Origin of the sequence: Pseudomonas weihenstephanensis (assembly GCF_016812185.1) — a bacterium.
Taxonomy (GTDB): Bacteria; Pseudomonadota; Gammaproteobacteria; order Pseudomonadales; family Pseudomonadaceae; genus Aquipseudomonas; species Aquipseudomonas weihenstephanensis.
Map to the genome: position 1 here is coordinate 718551 of NZ_JAAEBV010000001.1, position 16645 is coordinate 735195.

Sequence of the window (16645 nt, forward strand, 5' to 3'; positions counted from 1 at the left end):
GCAACTTGCACTAAGGCATTGCGAATTTTTGAACGTTTAATGCGTCTTTTTTCAACCCCTCAAAGTGATCAGTTCAACTTAAAGTCACCCTGACGCTGCCCCTCTGTACCACGCCTGTTCGTGGCGTTGGCAGAATGAGTACGGACATTCACTTAAATGGCGTTCTAGCAGAGTGAGACGATGCATGTTCAATGGCAAAACACGGCCGTTAGCGCTAGCAGACTTTTTAATTGAAGCTCAAGTGTTGTTGACCACGGCAGAAGAATGCCTGAGTCACTTAAAACTGATCCACGACGATGAAGATGCGATCAATTGCATGCTGGGGACGCTGTCAAAACTTGAAAGGCGCGCCAAGGCACTGGCCATCACCCCGGTAGCCGGATTTTGCCGCGCCCTGCGGACGCTCCTCAAACAAGCCAATAGCCTGGGCACGCTGCGCGACAAGACGGTGGCGACCCTCAGGGACTGCTTCAGTCTGTTGGCCTGGCAAGTCGAACTGATTGACCTCAAAACAGGCCAATTGGTGCTGGACGATACCGAGCAAGTGATGCTGATTGCCACGTTTGCGGCGCAGATCGCTGACCCCTCCTGTCCGCCGGTGGCAAACGAGTAAATACATGCCGCTGATGCGCAACCGGTGCAGCGACACGCCAAACCTTGGCTGTCCCGGCCCACCCTCGACCGCAGGCGACGTTTAGAGTGACATCAACGCCGCTCTACACTTGCGCATTGCGTAATACCTAGCAACTAAACACATGTTCTTCCACGCATTAACGCTGTAAGAACAACCGGCAGGTCGCTAACTAAGGCGAACAAACACCGGGGAACTTAACGGGCAGCAAAGGCGACCTGCTTTAAATGAAGTGATACCATGCGCGCCGCCCATTGAGCCGGATACCTGCGAAGTAACAGGTTCAGGTGTCGCCTCAAGTATCCATTTACGACCGTGTAACTCTAAACCTGGCACTCCCCTGCCAGGTCCTTCAGCGAACACCATTGGCTCCACACGCTATGCACGCCAGCCTCAAGTCATTCAAGCCCTGGTTGCCCACGGGTAAAACTGCTCGCCGGCTGACAGCGCTGCTCTGTCTGTGCTCGGCCACATCGAGCATCATCGTCTACCTGACCTCCGCGACATTGCCAAGCGCGTTGATGCTGCTCGATCTGGCGGCCCTGGGCAGCGTCTGGTGGTTGCACCGCGACTCACGCAGCGCCATCAAACTGCAACCCAAAGAGCTGGCGGCGCGGCTGATTCAGGTTCAGGAAAGTGAACGTCAACACCTCAGCCGCGAACTGCATGATGACATCGGGCAGCTCCTGACCGCCGCCACCTTGCAAATCCGCTGGCTGCAACGGCGCGTGCCCGAAGACTTGCAAGGCCATTGCCTGGGCCTGTGCAATGTGCTCGAAGAAACCCTGACCAAAGTGCGCGACGTGTCTGCCGCGTTTAACCCTCGGCAAATCGCAAGCTTGGGAATTGAAGTCAGCTTGCGTGCGCACTTGATCAAAACGCTGGAAAACACGTCGCTGCACTGGACCTTTGAATGCCACCAGCGCCTGACCGACCTGCACGAAGACATGGCATTCGCCCTGTTTCGCGTCACCCAAGAGTCCGTCACCAACGTGCTGCGCCATGCCAAGGCAACCAATCTGGTGGTGCAACTGCGTCGCCAGGCCGATGGCATGAAGCTGACGGTACACGATGATGGCGCAGGCTTCATGCCAGCCAGAAACCCCAGCCAGGCAGGCCAACGCGGCATGGCCGGGATGCTTGAGCGGGTTGAACAACTGGGCGGCAGCATCCGTGTCATCAGTGAGCCCGGGGCGGGCACTCAAATCGACGTGCTGCTGCCGTGGCCACGTCGCAAGCGCGAACGCGCCAGCCTGAGCAAAAATCGATGACCTGTAACCTGCTGTTGGTGGATGACCATCTGTTGATTCGGGCCGGGGTCAAAGCACTGATCAACGACTTGCCGGGCTACGCGGTCATTGGTGAGCTGGATGACGGCGGGCAATTGCTGGAAGTGGCAGAACGGCTGCACCCGGACATCATTCTGCTCGACCTGTCGATGCGTCATACCGGTGGCCTCGAAGCGCTGCGCCGACTCAAGGCGACCCTGCCCCTGAGCAAAGTGCTGATACTGTCCATGCACACCGACCCGCAATTGATCATGCAAACCCTTGAAAGTGGTGCCCACGGCTACTTGCTCAAAGACACCAGTGCCGTGGAGCTGGAGCAAGCACTGGGTGCGCTGCGCCATAACGAGCGTTACTTGAGCCCGGCCATTGCACATACCGTGATCAATCAAGCGCTCAACCGGGGGGCGGGGCATGCCGCCCTTCAGGCCAAAAACCACAACCTGACCGAACGCCAACTGGAAATCCTGCGGCTCATCGTGCGGGGTAAATCCACCCGCGAAATTGCCTGTGGCTTGGGCCTGAGCATCAAAACCGTGGAGACCCACCGCGCGCACGTCATGAAGCGCCTGCACATCCACGACGTGGCAGGGTTGGTGCTGTTTGCCGTGCGCGAACAAATCATCAGCCTGGATGACTGAGCAGCGGCGAGCCTTGCGGCAAATGCACCTTTAACGCGCCCTTGCGCACGGCAAAGCGTCGGGCGTGCCCCGTCATCGGCTCACCGTCCAGATTGATCGACAGCCCCTCGGCCGACGTGATCTCAACCCAGGGCATGCGCGCACGCACGAACAGGTTGTCGATCCCCCACCCCCCCTCCATCAGCCCTTTGAGCGTGCCAACGACTTCCTGCGGGGCCGGCAAAATGCTGATGTCCAGCAGGCCATCATCGGCTACAGCGTCAGGGCACAGTTCGTGCCCTCCGCCTGCCTGGCGTCCGTTACCAATGCCCAACGCCAGCAGTTCGCCCTTCCAGTAGAAGTCGGGACCTTGCAGCTCGGCATACGCAGCATGCAACTCGCTGAAACGCGACAGCCCGGTAAACAGATACGCCGCGCCACCCAAGACTTTTTTCAAGTCCTCGGATGTGTTGGCCGTGACCTGGCTGCCAAAGCCACCGGTGGCCATGTTCAAAAACAGCTCGCCCCCGGCATCACCCAAATCAATAGGGCGCGCCGGTGTGTCGAGCAAGGCCAGCGCTTTCGCAGGTTCCAACGAAACGCCCGCTGCCCGCGCGAAGTCATTGGCCGTCCCCAGGGGCAGCAACACCAGGCTGGCCTCAGTCCGGGCCTGCACCATTGCTTCAGCGATATCACGCAACGTGCCATCGCCCCCGCCTGCGATCAGGTGGGTATACCCCGCCTCCAGAGCCTCGCGCACCAAACGCTGGGCATCACCGGCCTCCCACGTCACCCGCACCGCCAGCTCCCAGCCTTGGGCGCGTTGCTGCTCAACGGCGGCACGCACGTCTTCGTTGAGTGCCTGCTTGCCATGCAAGATTAAAAAAGCCTTTCCTGCGCTCATTCATCGTCCCTCAAATGTGAGTCTGGCCTTTTGGACAACAACCAAATGAAAACGGCCTGCGTTTTTTTTATTCGTCACGTTGCCCTGCCCGCCGGGCCGAAACACGGTTTTAAAAAAAGGATCGCGTTTTTCGATTCGCGACAAACTGTTTCATGTTCTTTACTACTGTCTAGACGCGAAAAAAGCCCTTCAGGCGATAGGTATAAGCCTGAATACAAGGGGTTGAGCAATCTTTCCCCCCAAAAAAGCAAACGTGTCTACACTCCAGACCACACACAAAGTGCCAAATAAAGCCCCATAAAAAACACAATTAGCCGTTGCGCCGACTGCCTCTAAATTAGCGTTTTTGCAGCATGGATGAGTGACATTGCTTTGCGGTCCGTCCCCCGCCACGGGGGCGATTAAGAAGGGATACTTATGCGCTTGCAGCCCGTTGACAGTTTGTCCCTTACCCGCCCGAGCATGGTCGAGTACTTCTTGCTAGCCATTCGGCTGGTACATGGGGTTACTGCGATTTTGCCAGGCCTGTTGCTGCTGTTTTATTTGCGCGACCAACACCCTGAAGCCACCAAAAGTTATTTCGCCGTGCTGATTTTTTTCGGTGTGGTCAGCGTGCTGTTCTTTCAAGCCCTGGGCGTCTATGCCGAAAACATTTTCAGTAACCGCTGGCGCCTGCAACTCACACTGTTCGCCTGGTCTGCGGCGTTTTGCCTGCTGCTGTTCATGCACCGCGCACTGGACTTGTTCAACTTCATCTCCAACGGTGAGTTAGTGGTGTGGTACTTGGGCAGCCTGGTGTTATTTGGCGTTGAACGCATGATTTTGCTGACGCTGTTCAAGCGCTTGATGAGCCGTGGCATTTTTTTGCAGCAAGCGGTGATTTTGGGCGCCACCGAAAACGGGGTGCGCCTGGCCGAATACCTGGCCCAGCATCAGGACATTCGTTCCGGTGTCATCGGCTTTGTCGATGACCGCGTGGCCCGCCTGCCAGACACCGTCGCCCACCTGCCCTTGCTCGGTAACACCCAGGATCTGGAAAAAATGATCCGCGAAGAAAAGGTCACGCAAATTCTGGTCGCGCTGCCCTGGTCGGCTGAAAACCGGCTGGACTACATCATTCGCAACCTGCGCAAATTCCCGGTCAACGTGCTGCTGGTGCCCGACATGATTGCCTTTCGCCATGCGCACAACCGCATCAGCGAAGTCGCCAACCTACCGATGTTTAACGCCTCCGAGGTGCCGCTGCGGGGCTGGTCGCCGGTATTCAAACGCATTGAGGACATGGTGCTGTCGACCTTCGCGCTGATCCTGCTGTCACCGATCATGCTGCTGGTGGCGCTGGCGATAAAAATCGACTCCCCCGGCCCCGTCCTGTTTCGTCAGAAACGCTACGGCTATAACAATCGCCTGATTGAGGTGTTCAAGTTTCGTTCGATGTACCAAAACCAGTCAGACTTCACCGCCGACAAACAAACCACGCGCGGCGATCCGCGTGTCACACGGGTCGGGCGTTTTATCCGCAAAACCAGCCTTGATGAATTGCCGCAACTGTTCAACGTGTTCGCCGGCAGCATGTCGATGGTCGGCCCGCGCCCGCATGCCACGGCCACCAAAGCGGCAGGCATTTTATTTGAAGAGGCCGTGCAGGAATACACCTCACGCCATCGGGTAAAACCCGGCATCACCGGCTGGGCACAAATCAATGGCTATCGGGGCGAAACCGACACCCTGGAAAAGATCGAAAAACGTGTCGAGTTCGATCTCGAATACATCGAAAACTGGTCGGTGTGGTTTGACCTGTACATCCTGTTCCGCACACTCCCGGCGGTAATCATGACTAAAGAGGCGTTCTGAATGAGCACACTCATTCCCTGCATTATCGCCGGCGGTGCCGGCACGCGACTGTGGCCGGTGTCACGTGAAGCCATGCCCAAACCGTTTATGCGCTTGCCTGACGGTGAAAGCCTGCTGCAAAAGACCTTTCGCCGCGCCACCGGTTTGCGCGGTGTGGGGCAGTTACTGACCGTCACCAACCGCGAGGTGTTTTTTCGCACCCTGGATGACTATCGCCAGATGAACAAAGGCGCGGTCGAGTTGGACTTCATCCTCGAACCCTTTGGCCGCAACACTGCGCCTGCCATTGCGGCGGCGGCCTTGCATGTGGCCCAACGCTATGGCGCAGACGCACAGCTGCTGGTGTTGCCTGCCGACCACCTGATCAAAGACATCGAAGCCTTCGGCAAAGCGGTCGACAGCGCGCGGCAATTGGCCGACGAAGGCTGGCTGGTGACGTTCGGCATTTTACCGACCAAGGCCGAAACCGGGTTCGGCTACATCGAGAAAGGCCAAGCGCTGAACGGCGACGCGTATCAAGTGGCCCGCTTCGTTGAAAAGCCCGATGCAGCCACCGCGCAACAGTACCTGGACGGCGGCCATCACTTGTGGAACGGCGGCATGTTTTGCATGCGCGTCGACAGCGTGTTGCGTGAGTTCAAGCAACACGCGCCCGACGTACTGGCGGCGGTCAGCCACTGCCTGGAACACAGCCAGGTATTCCAGGGCAAACAGGAAGTCCACCTCGAACTGGACAGCACCACCTTTGCCCTCGCCCCGGATATTTCCATCGATTACGCGTTGATGGAGCGCTCGCAAAAAGTCGCCGTGGTGCCATGCAGCCTGGGCTGGAGCGACATCGGCTCGTGGGAAGCGGTGCGCGAACTCAGCCCCGCCGACGCCAATGGCAATCAGTGCAACGGCGAAAACGTGCTGCACGATGTGCACAACTGCTACATCGATTCGCCCAAACGCCTGGTGGGCGGCGTCGGCCTCAACGACCTGATCATCATCGACACCCCGGACGCCCTGTTGATCGCTGACTCAAAACGCAGCCAGGACGTGAAGTACATCGCCCAGACGCTCAAGCGTCAGGGCCACGACGCCTACCGCCTGCATCGCACCGTGACTCGCCCGTGGGGCACTTACACGGTGCTCGAAGAAGGCCGGCGCTTCAAAATCAAACGCATTGTGGTCAAGCCGCAGGGCACCTTGTCCCTGCAAATGCACCACCACCGCAGTGAGCACTGGATTGTGGTCAGCGGCATGGCCAGGGTCACCCATGGCGACGACGAATTTCTGCTCGACACCAACGAATCCACCTTTATCAAACCGGGTAAAACCCACCGCCTGGTCAACCCCGGGGTGGTTGATCTGGTGATGATCGAGGTGCAAAGCGGTGAGTACCTGGGCGAAGACGACATCGTGCGTTTCACTGACATTTACGGGCGTGTGCCCGTCGACGCCAGCAAAAGCTGAATCAGGCTGTTCGATTGCCAATGACCCGCAAGGGCGCTGTGACCATGCATGCCAGGAAGCGCAAACAATGAAAAAAGTCCTGCTGATGTTGAGTGTTGTGTTGCTAAGTGCGTGCAGCCTGCCGTCCAAAGTGGCGCTGCCTGACGACGAGGTATTACGCGAAGGCCATCGCGCCGGCCTGGCCCTGGCGGGCAAGCCGCTGCCACTGGAACGTATCCGCGCAGGCGACACGTTGCGCATTGTCCGTAATACCGGTGAAGCGCCTTCTATCTCAGCGTTTACCGCCAACTCGATCTATGAACTGACACTGTTTAACGTGCGCACCGACGGCACGTTTTCTTACCCCTACATTGGCAGTGTCAAAGCGGCGGGCATGACCCCGGACCAGCTCACCACGGTGCTGGAAAAAAAGCTGACCCACGTTTATCAAGACCCGTCGCTGACCATCAACTTCTCGCAAACGCCCAGTAACACGGTGTACGTAGGCGGGGCGGTACACAACCCGGCCACCTTGCAAGTCAACATAGCCACCACGCTGGAGCAGGCCATTGTGGGCGCTGGCGGCGTGCAGCCGGTGGGCGACAGCAACAACGTTGCCCTGCTGCGCCAAGAGGATGACGGGCGCTACAACACCTACTTTTTTGATTACAAAAACTCCATTGCCCGTGGCAATGGCATGCAAGCACCGGTTCTGCTGCAACGCGGCGACGTTGTGTTTGTGCCCAAGTCGTCAGTGGGCAATGGCATCGAGTGGGTCGATCTCTACCTCAACCAATTGATTCCGTTTACCAAATCAATTGGCATCGGGGCGTCCTACGAACTGCGTAAAAACGACAATAACTAATCGCCAAAGGACTGCCGACATGATCAATATCCGTTCTTTCCGCGATTTATTGCGCCTGTTCTTCATCTTCAAGCGCGAAGTCAAAATCACTGTGCTGGTGACGTTCATCATCATCGTGCTGGGTGCATTCCTGCTGCCCAACCGCTTTGAGTCCACCGCGCTGTTACTGGTTAAACCCGGCCGCGATACCAGCACCTTGCCGATTGAAATTGCCGACCGCCAGGCGGTGGTCATCCCCAGCGCCATGCGCGACCCGATCATCGATGAAGAACGCATCCTCACCGGGCGCCCGATTGTGCGGATGGTGGCCGAGAAGTACCTCGATGACCTGTCACGCCAGCCGCAACCTACCGGCGTGGTGGCCACGGTCAAAAATGCGCTGAAGGCCACCGTGCAGGGCCTGGTTGATATCGGCCGCGGCTTTTTACAAATGCTTGGGCTGGTCGAGAAACAAACCCCGGTCGAGCGTCTGGCCGAGCAACTGAGTAAGAACTTCAGCGTGACCCACGCCCCCGGCTCTTCGGTGATGGAGGTGAGTTTTACCTGGAATGATCCCGAGGTCGCACAACAGGTGGTCAAAACCTGGATCGACCAATACGAGCAAGAGCGCACCTCGACCATGGGCCGCAAGAGCTTGTACGGTTTCTATGAAGCAGAAGCGGCATCCACGCAAGCGCGCATCCTCGACCTTCAGCGCCAGATCGAAACCATCCTCAACCAACTGGGGGCGGTGAGCATCACTGAGCGCCTGAACGACATCGCTCGCAACCTCAACAACCTCAAGGGTGAGCACCTCAACACCACCCGCGCCGTGGCCTCGACCCAAAGCGGTCTGGACACCATTCAAGCGCAGCTCAACAGCATGAAAAAAGAGATCAGCATCGGGCGCCAGATCAGCATAAACCCCGACCGTCAAGACTTGGCCCAACGCATCAATGCCAAGCTGATCGAACGTCAGGAGATGACCCGCACCTTCAAAGAAACCGCACCGCCGGTCAAAGCGCTGGACGCTGCCATCGCCAACCTGCAAGCCCTGCTCAACAGTGAAAAAGCGGTGGTGCAACGCAGCGAAAACCTGGCCCCCAACCCGGTATTCACGCGTCTGCAAAACAGCTTTGCCGACCAGCAAGCCAGCCTCAGCCGCCTGAAAACCCAAGCGGCCCAGCAAAAGGTGCAACTTGAAAAGCTTGAGCAAGACCGACGAGAAGCGCTGGCCCTGGAGCCTGAGCTGTCGCGTTTGCAGCGCGAATTGGCGGCGGCTGAAAAAAGCTTCGCGCTGTACAGCGACAGCACCGAAAAAGCCCGGATTGACCGTGAACTGGACAAGAGCCGCATCAGCAACATCGCGGTGATTGAACAAGCCACGCTCAACCCTAACCGTGTGTTCCCCAAAAGCCTGCTGATGCTGTTTTTGGCGATCCCGATCAGCCTCGCGGTCGGCTTGCTGGCGCTGTACTTCTTCTACCTGCTGGATCAGCGCATCCACGACGGCGACCACATCGAAGAGCGTTTCGGGGTCAAGGTCTGGACCAGCCTGCAAGACCTCAGCGACAAGCAGCCGCAACGGCGCAGCGCCTTTATCGCCAGCATGTACCGCTTGTATGGCGTACTGCCGCTGGAGCAAGTGGCCGAGCGCGGCCTGAGCATCGGGTTGACCTCGGCGCGTAAAGGCGAAGGCGTGAGCTTTGTGATTGAGCACCTGCGCGAACTGCTGGTGGAACGCGGCCATCAAGTGCGCGTCAACGGCGTTGGCCCTGCGGCACCGGGCGAAATCCTGCTGCTGGATGCCTCAGGTTTCTTCTCCAATCAGGAAGCGTTCGTGATTCTGCGTCAGGCCGACCTGATTTGCCTGATCGTGGAAGCCGAAAAAACCACCGTGCCTATCCTGCAAACCGCGCTCAATACGCTCAATACCGCGTTCAAGCGTGTGGACGGGATCATCATCAACCGCCGTCGCTTCGACATCCCCGAAAAGGTGTTGAACGTCCTGGCCCGCATTCGGGGTAAAGCCTGATGCACATTGCCCTGCTTGCGCCATTGGCGCCTGAACAAAACGGAATTGCCGACTATGCAGGGCACCTCAAGGCCGCCCTGCTGAGTCAGGGCATTGAAGTCAGCACGCCGCTGGCCGGCATTGGCAACGACCCCGAGCGCGCAGTGCAACGGGTGGCGAGCACCGATTGGCGCGGCATCGATCTGGTGCACGCCGAGTTGGGTGGTGGGCGTTTGGCCGAGTTTCATGCCCTGCGCGCATTACGCCAGCGTTTTGCAAAATTACCCCTGACCGCCACCGTGCATGACCCTGAGCGTCTGGTGTGGCGCCGGGCCAAGCTGCCGTGGCCGTTGTCGCTGGCCAGCCGCCTGCCCTCTCCACTGCCACAAATGGCCACGGTACTGGCTGATCCGTTGTGCCTGTATGAAGAGCGGCAACTGGCCCGCAACCTGACGCGTCTGGTGACGCTGACCCAATCAGGCGTCGATTGCCTCAAACAGCGCATGGGCCTGCACGCTGAACAAATGGTGGTCATCCCCCACGGCAACCTGTTGATCCCGCCCGCGCCCATGCCAGCCCTTGATCCGCTAAAACTGCTGTACTTCGGCTTCATTTATCGCGGCAAGGGCATTGAAGACTTGCTTGAAGCGCTGGCCATGACCTTCACGCAAAAACCCGAACTCAAACAGCACCTGACGCTGACGCTGGCCGGGGGCAGCGAGCCGGAAATGGCCTTCGAGTCGGGAGGCAGTTATCTGCACTTGTTGCGCCAACGCATCGAACAACTGGGACTGGAGAAGAGCATCGAATGGCACCTGGATTTACCGGCCAGTGAAATCGCCAAGGTCATCCAGGCCCATCACGTCATGGTGCTGCCGTACCGCGAGTCGAGCAAACTCAAGCTGCTGGGCCAACTGCGCGGCACCAGCGGTGCGTTGTCCTGGGCAGCCGCCTGTGGGCGCGGAGTCATCACCTCGGATGCTCGCTCCTTTGCCGAAGAGGTCGACCACGGCAATGGCGTGATCTACCCCCAAGGCAACGTGGCGGCACTGGCGGCTGAATTGGGCCACCTGTGTGCCGATCCGCAGATGGCGCTGCGCTGGGCCGAACACGCGCAAAAAATCGGCGACGAACGCGTGTGGAGCGAAACCGCCAAACGTTTTCATCAGATGTTCAAATCCGCCTGCTGGGGACGCACTCATGTGGCGTAAACCTGTTATTTGGCTGCTCCTGCTGCTGCTCGTGGCAGTGGGTGTCAGTCTGTTGCCGTGGAGCCCGCCCGCCGAAGCCGAAGGCACCACCTTGCGCGGGCCACGCCCCATTGAGTGGAAAGACTTCCTGGGGGTGAATGCGCAGTTTCAATACTTTCCCCAGCCGGTGTATGAAAAACAGATGCAGCGCCTCGACGAGCTGGGGCTCGACTGGGTACGCCTGACCATTCACTGGGCCATGATCGAGCCTGAAGAAAACCAGCTGCAACTGGCCCCGCTCGATGGTGTGATGCAGGCCATCAGCGCCCACCAACTCAAAACCCTGGCGTACCTGGTCGGCTCGGCACCCTTCGCCAGCAGCCTGCCAGAGGGCGCCCAGGTCAACGATCAGTACCCGCCCAAAGACGTCAACGTGTTTGCCCAGCGCATGCAGATGCTGGCCCAGCGCTACCCACAGGTGAATGTGTGGCAGGTGTGGAACGAGCCCAACATCATGTGGATGCCACAGGCCGATCCCGACGCGTACTACCGCCTGCTGACCACTACCGCCGACGCTCTGCGTGCGCAACTGCCAGGGCAACAGGTCGCCACGGCTGGCATGGCGTACTACAGCCAGATGCCCAAGCAAGAAGGTCTGATGCTGCAAAAACTGCTGGAAAAAGGCTTGGCCGAGCAACACCTGATCACCGCCTATCACCCTTATTCTCAGTACCCCGAAGGTGACAACCCGGCGGACAAGGACTTCTTGACCCGCTCCAACTTCCTCAACAATGCCTTGCACGCCAAAGGCATCGCGCAGGTCTGGGCCACCGAATGGGGCTGGTCGAGTTACAACGGCCCCAAAGAAATGCAGCTGCTGATTGGCGTGGACGGGCAAGCCGACTACACCCTGCGCCGTCTGGCCTTGATGAGCGCGATGGATTTCCAGCGCATCTTCCTGTTTAACCTCAGCGATCTGGACCGACGCGCCAGCCCGCGTGATCAGTTCTACGGATTGCTCGATCTGCAAGGCAACCCCAAGCCTGTGTATGTGGCGCTGCAACACTTTTTCGACGTCACAGGCCCACGTATAGACCCGGCGGATGCACCCACCGTCGAGGGCGCGCCGAGCGATCTGTACAGCATTGGCTGGACCCGCAGCGACGGCAAACGCCTGTGGATGTTCTGGAGCGCCAGCGGTGAACAGGTGCACTTGCCCGGCATCACCCAGGCCACGCTGTACAACCCGCACGATGGCAGTGAAACCCCGTTGAGCGATGCATCGGCAATCACGGTGCCGCTTAAAACCAGCCTGCAACTGTTGGTATGGACACCATGAACATACTTTGGACGCTGCCCTACTTACCGTGGCCCACCACCAGCGGCGGCAAAACCCGCCAGTACCATCTGCTGCGCAGTCTGGCGGCACGCGGGCATCGCATCACCTTGCTGGTGCAATCCAAAACGGTACTCGACGCTGACACCCGTGCCGCACTTGAGCCGTTTGTCGAGCGGTTGATCGTCATGCCCAGACGCCCCTTACGCAGCCTGAAAACATTACTGGCCGTGGCCCTCGCGCCCTACCCCATGCTGGCCGCGATCAACGGCGTCAGCGCGCCGCTTGAGCAGCAGTGGAGTGAGCTGCTGCAAGCACCGTGGGACGTGATCCAGATCGAGCACAGCTACAGTTTTCAACCGTTCGAACGTGCGCTGAGTGCGACCGGGCGCGATTTTATCCTCACCGAACACAACGTCGAATCCGCCTTGGGCGCGGCCAGCTACGACCGGCTGCCCGGTTGGTTCAAGCCGTTTACCTCCTATGACCAATGGCGTTACCGGCGCTGGGAAAAACGCGTGTTCGGGCTGGCAAAGGAATTAATCGCCGTCACTGAACAGGACGCTCACACCCTGCGTCAACTGACACACACGCCGGTGTCGGTGGTGGTCAACGGCGTCGACAGCGCCCATTACGCAGCGGTTCAGCCGGACGTGCACAGCCAGCGCCTGCTGTTTGTCGGCAATTACGAATACCACCCCAACGTGGATGCCGTGGAATGGGCGCTGGACAGCATTTTGCCGGCGCTGTGGGCGCTCAACCCGAACGTGCGGTTCGCTATTTGCGGCTTTGGCTTGCCCCACGATTGGCGCCAGCGCTGGCCGGACCCACGCATCGAATGGCAGGGCTTTGTGCCCGATTTGCGCGACCTGCAACGCCAGGCCGCAGTGTTTTTTGCCCCGCTGCGTCAGGGCGGCGGCTCCAAGCTTAAAGTGCTCGAAGCGATGGCTGCCGGTTTGCCGGTGGTCACCACCGGGCAGGGTACGTCAGGTTTGAAGGTCATCAACGGCGACCACTACCTGGGCAGCGAAAACCCTCAGGAACTGGCGCAATTGTTGAACGTGGCGCTCAGCGATCCTGCGCTCTTGCAGCGCATCGGCGAGGCCGGGCGTGCTTACGTCAGGGCCGAGCACGACTGGTCAGTGGCCGCGGCCCAGCTGGAACAGGTTTACACCCGCCTTCCCTCCTTAAAAGAAGAAGTCAGCGTATGCGCATAGGTCTGGATTACCGCCCCGCAGCGGGCTACGGCAACAGCGGCATTGGTCGTCAGGCGCTGGCACTGGAAGCCGCATTGCGCGCGCACCCCGAGGTGCAGTTGCAGTTGTTTGGCGTAGCGCCCGAAGATCACCCGCTGCGCCGTCGCGTGCATTGCCCGCGCTGGGGTTCACCCTTGCAAGGGGTGCATCGGCTGCCCAGCCGTTTGCGTTTCGAAGGCGGCTTCCTGCCGGGTGCCCTGCGCGAAGCCGGGATCGACATCCATATCTGCAATTTCAACATGGGCTTGCCGATGGGGGCCAAGCCACCCGGCATGCGCTACGTGCTGCAACTGCACGACCTGTTCCAACTGACGCACACCAACCACCACGGCTCACGCCTCAAGGCTAAGGTGTACCGCACCAGCGACAAACTCTCGATCGGCCACTCGATCAAGGTCGCCGACCGGATCTGGACCCCTTCGCAATACACCGCCGACGAAGTGGTCAAACTGTTCCCCGAAGCCAAAGGCAAAGTACGGGTGCTGCCCAACCTGGTGAGCGGCTTTGTCGGTGAGCCGGCCGACATCACCGACCTCAACCTGCCACCGCGTTACTGGCTGGCGGTGGGCACCCGCGAGCCGCGCAAAAATATCCCGTGGCTGGTCAGCGCTTGGCACGCCGCACGCCAACGCAGCGAACACGTACCGGAATTAGTGCTGGTGGGCGCGCGCGAACACCTGCCCCAGCCGTTACAACAATTGCCCGGCCTGCACTTTTTAAGCGACCTGACAGACGCGCAATTGCACGCCGTTTACCAGCAGGCCGAACGCCTGTGGCAACCCTCTTTCGCCGAAGGCTTTGGCTTGCCGGTGATCGAAGCCTTGAGCGTGGGCACTTCGGTGGCCGTGGCCAGTGGTTCGGCGCTGGATGAAATCACCCCGCCTGACAGCCCGCGTTTTTCGCCCACCGACAGCTACGCCCTGACCGAATTGATGCTGACACTGGCGACCCAAGGTCCCCAAGCCCCTGAACAGATGAAAGCCTGGGCCACCCGCTACGCTGACGATGCCTATCGCCAGCGCTTCAATGAGCTGCTGGAGGAGCTTCGCTAATGCCCTTGGCACTCCCGCTTGCAGTGTTGTTCAGCCTGCTGTTCGGGCTGATGGTCTGGGTATTGCCGCCGCTCAGCGTCATCGTGTTGATGGTCGGTGTGGCGGGCGTGGTGACGGTGCTGCGCCACCCTTTGTGGGGGCTATTGCTGTTTGGCGTGCTGGCGACGTTTTTGCCGTACACCACGATCAATATCGGCTTTCGCACCACCGTCTCCGAGCTGCTGATCCTGCTGGTGTGGGGCAGCGTGCTGGTGCAAAAAATGCTCAACCATCTGGGACCTGCGCCCAAGCTGATGCGCACCGAACGCTGGGTATTGGCGCTGATGCTGTTCAGTGCATTGCCGTTTATCGTCGGTCAGTTGATGGTGACCGCCGAAGGTAACGGCCCGGTGAACTGGGTGCGCTGGTTGCTGAACCTGTCCGTTCTGTTTTTGGTGCCGCGCCTGCTCGACACGCCCAAGGCCCGCGAGCAGATGGTCATCGCGCTGCTGCTGGGCACGCTGTTCTTGCTGCTGCTGTCGATCCCGGTGTACGTGCGCGACCGCTCAGCCAGCGGTATTACGTCGATCCTCGGGCACTTGGGGTATGGCGGGGTGAGCATGCTCGATGATCGCTTGCAGTCCTTCACCACGCGCATGAGTTCGCCGTGGATGCACCCCAACGTCACTGGCGGCGCCATGGCGCTGCTGGTGCCGCTGGCCCTGTGTTTCGGCGTGACCCGCCGTGGCTGGCCCAAAGCGCTGGGCATCAGCGTCGCGGTCTTGGGCATTCTTGCACTGGCCATGACCGGCTCACGCGGCGCCTTGATCAGCATGCTGGTGGTGCTGGTCTGGTGCGCGGCCAAGCGGGTGCCTTACACCGGGCGCATGCTGTTTGCCGGTGTCGCTGCAATGTTCGTGCTGCTGTTGGTGTACCCACCGTTACAAGACCGCCTGGCGGATATTTTTTCAACCTCCGACAGCGGCAGTACCAGCGTGCGCCTGGACGAATACCGCGCCTTCCCCAGAGCCATCGCTACCTTTCCTCTGGGCATTGGTTTCAAGGTTGAAGCGGGCGTTGCGGGCACCGGGCTGCTGGGTATCTCCAACCTGTTTCTCAACTTCATGTACAAAACCGGGCTGCCCGGCATGCTGCTGTTCATTGGCGTGGTAGTGAGTTGGTGGCGCGCCGTGCGCCCTCAACAAAGCACCCTCGTCCTGAGCGCAGACAATGCGATCTGGTTCGGCACCACAGTGGGCATTTTGGCCGCGTTGGTCAGCGGCCTGTTCGACCACTACTTCAGTTTCACTCAAGTATTGATCGCGTTGTTCTGGTTGATGCTCGGCCTGAGCCTGCACGAAGCCAAGCGCCTCAAACACAACGCCTCGACGCCCCTTTCAGGAGTTCGCCCATGAAGCACCGTCTTTTTCACTCGCGAAACCTGCGCCTGGCCCTGCCCGAGTACGCCGAAAAAATGGGCGTCAGCGTTCAAGAGCTGAGCGAGGCCTACGACTGGATGCTGGCCAACGACGTGTGTTTTGAACAACCGCTCAAGGGCGACACGTTATGTTTCATCAGCTACTTGAACATTGAGCCGCGCATCGAACACCCTCTGGCACGGCGCTTTTACGCCTTGCTGGGCCGAGAAGGCAAAGGGGCGCTGATCCCGCTCTACGGAAAGAACTGGGCGACGTTGCGCGACCGCATGCTGCGCTGGTGGGAGTTGGCCTACAACATCCTGATCTGCAAGATCCCCAGCCACACCTTGCGCCTGTTGTGGCTGCGGGCAGGCGGGGCAAAAATTGGCAAAGGCTCGACCGTGTGGCGCAACACCGAAATCCTTGGCGTCGATGGCTTGCGCATTGGCGAGGACAGTACCGTGGGCTGGCACTGCCAACTGGACGCACGCGGCGGCCTGATAATAGGCAATCACGTCACCATCGCCTCCCACGTGCTGATCATTGCCGGTGGGCATGACGTGCAGGCGCCCGAGTTCTGGGCCGTGGGTGGGCCGATTTATATTCGCGATTACGCGTGGATCGCCAGCCGCGCCCTGCTCTCGTTCGGCGCCGACATCGGTGAAGGCGCGGTGGTGGGCGGCAATTGCGTGGTGTCCAAACCGGTGCCACCTTATGCCATCGTCGGCGGACCGGACGCCACCATCAAAGGCGAACGCTGCCGCAACCTCAACTACAAGGTGGGCGGCAAAGGCCTGTTCACCTTGTTCCACTAGGCCCGGGCC

Annotated in this window: 14 protein-coding genes; 13 read left to right on the forward strand and 1 reads right to left on the reverse strand. The window is 59.6% G+C overall.

Annotation, left to right across the window (positions count from 1 at the left end):
* Positions 1-184: 184 nt before the first annotated feature.
* The 3 genes from GYN01_RS03080 to GYN01_RS03090 all read left to right on the forward strand — a co-directional run bounded on the left by GYN01_RS03080 (position 185) and on the right by GYN01_RS03090 (position 2558).
* On the forward strand, positions 185-613 hold the full coding sequence (locus GYN01_RS03080; RefSeq protein WP_048365149.1) for a hypothetical protein: 429 nt from the start codon (positions 185-187) through the stop codon (positions 611-613).
* Between the two features lie 398 nt (positions 614-1011).
* Entirely contained in the window at positions 1012-1902 is an 891-nt protein-coding gene (locus tag GYN01_RS03085) for a sensor histidine kinase (RefSeq protein WP_203306786.1), read from the forward strand.
* Complete coding sequence (locus tag GYN01_RS03090; RefSeq protein ID WP_203306572.1) at positions 1899-2558, forward strand: response regulator; 660 nt, start codon at positions 1899-1901, stop codon at positions 2556-2558. Before GYN01_RS03085 ends, GYN01_RS03090 begins: the two co-directional genes overlap by 4 nt.
* Here the strand turns inward: GYN01_RS03090 and yegS are convergent.
* Positions 2542-3441: a lipid kinase YegS gene (gene yegS, locus GYN01_RS03095; protein WP_203306573.1), complete on the reverse strand. Its 900-nt coding sequence runs from the start codon at positions 3439-3441 to the stop codon at positions 2542-2544. The genes GYN01_RS03090 and yegS overlap by 17 nt on opposite strands.
* Before the next feature lie 417 nt (positions 3442-3858).
* Between yegS and GYN01_RS03100 the strand changes: the two genes are divergently transcribed.
* From GYN01_RS03100 to GYN01_RS03145, 10 genes are all read left to right on the forward strand, one after another.
* Positions 3859-5295, forward strand: coding sequence for an undecaprenyl-phosphate glucose phosphotransferase (locus GYN01_RS03100; protein WP_203306574.1), 1437 nt, complete (start codon positions 3859-3861; stop codon positions 5293-5295).
* A complete protein-coding gene (locus tag GYN01_RS03105; protein ID WP_048365144.1) occupies positions 5296-6753 on the forward strand; it encodes a mannose-1-phosphate guanylyltransferase/mannose-6-phosphate isomerase in 1458 nt (485 codons plus the stop codon).
* 67 nt (positions 6754-6820) lie between these two features.
* Positions 6821-7597 carry a polysaccharide biosynthesis/export family protein gene (locus tag GYN01_RS03110; protein WP_048365143.1) on the forward strand — a complete coding sequence of 259 codons (777 nt, stop codon included), beginning with the start codon at positions 6821-6823 and terminating at the stop codon, positions 7595-7597.
* A 19-nt stretch (positions 7598-7616) separates the two neighbouring features.
* On the forward strand, positions 7617-9611 hold the full coding sequence (locus GYN01_RS03115; RefSeq protein WP_048365142.1) for an exopolysaccharide transport family protein: 1995 nt from the start codon (positions 7617-7619) through the stop codon (positions 9609-9611).
* Positions 9611-10801, forward strand: a complete 1191-nt coding sequence (locus GYN01_RS03120) for a glycosyltransferase (RefSeq protein WP_203306575.1) — start codon at positions 9611-9613, stop codon at positions 10799-10801. Before GYN01_RS03115 ends, GYN01_RS03120 begins: the two co-directional genes overlap by 1 nt.
* Positions 10791-12119, forward strand: coding sequence for a beta-galactosidase (locus tag GYN01_RS03125; RefSeq protein ID WP_203306576.1), 1329 nt, complete (start codon positions 10791-10793; stop codon positions 12117-12119). The genes GYN01_RS03120 and GYN01_RS03125 overlap by 11 nt, the downstream gene beginning before the upstream one ends.
* Positions 12116-13333 (forward strand): glycosyltransferase family 4 protein, encoded by a 1218-nt coding sequence (locus GYN01_RS03130; protein WP_048365139.1) that lies wholly within the window; start codon positions 12116-12118, stop codon positions 13331-13333. Before GYN01_RS03125 ends, GYN01_RS03130 begins: the two co-directional genes overlap by 4 nt.
* The gene (locus GYN01_RS03135; RefSeq protein WP_203306577.1) at positions 13324-14424 is read left to right on the forward strand and encodes a glycosyltransferase family 4 protein; all 1101 of its coding nucleotides are present in this window, start codon (positions 13324-13326) and stop codon (positions 14422-14424) included. The genes GYN01_RS03130 and GYN01_RS03135 overlap by 10 nt, the downstream gene beginning before the upstream one ends.
* Positions 14424-15818 (forward strand): O-antigen ligase family protein, encoded by a 1395-nt coding sequence (locus tag GYN01_RS03140; RefSeq protein WP_048365137.1) that lies wholly within the window; start codon positions 14424-14426, stop codon positions 15816-15818. The genes GYN01_RS03135 and GYN01_RS03140 overlap by 1 nt, the downstream gene beginning before the upstream one ends.
* The gene (locus tag GYN01_RS03145; protein WP_048365136.1) at positions 15815-16636 is read left to right on the forward strand and encodes an acyltransferase; all 822 of its coding nucleotides are present in this window, start codon (positions 15815-15817) and stop codon (positions 16634-16636) included. Before GYN01_RS03140 ends, GYN01_RS03145 begins: the two co-directional genes overlap by 4 nt.
* Positions 16637-16645 lie beyond the last annotated feature (9 nt).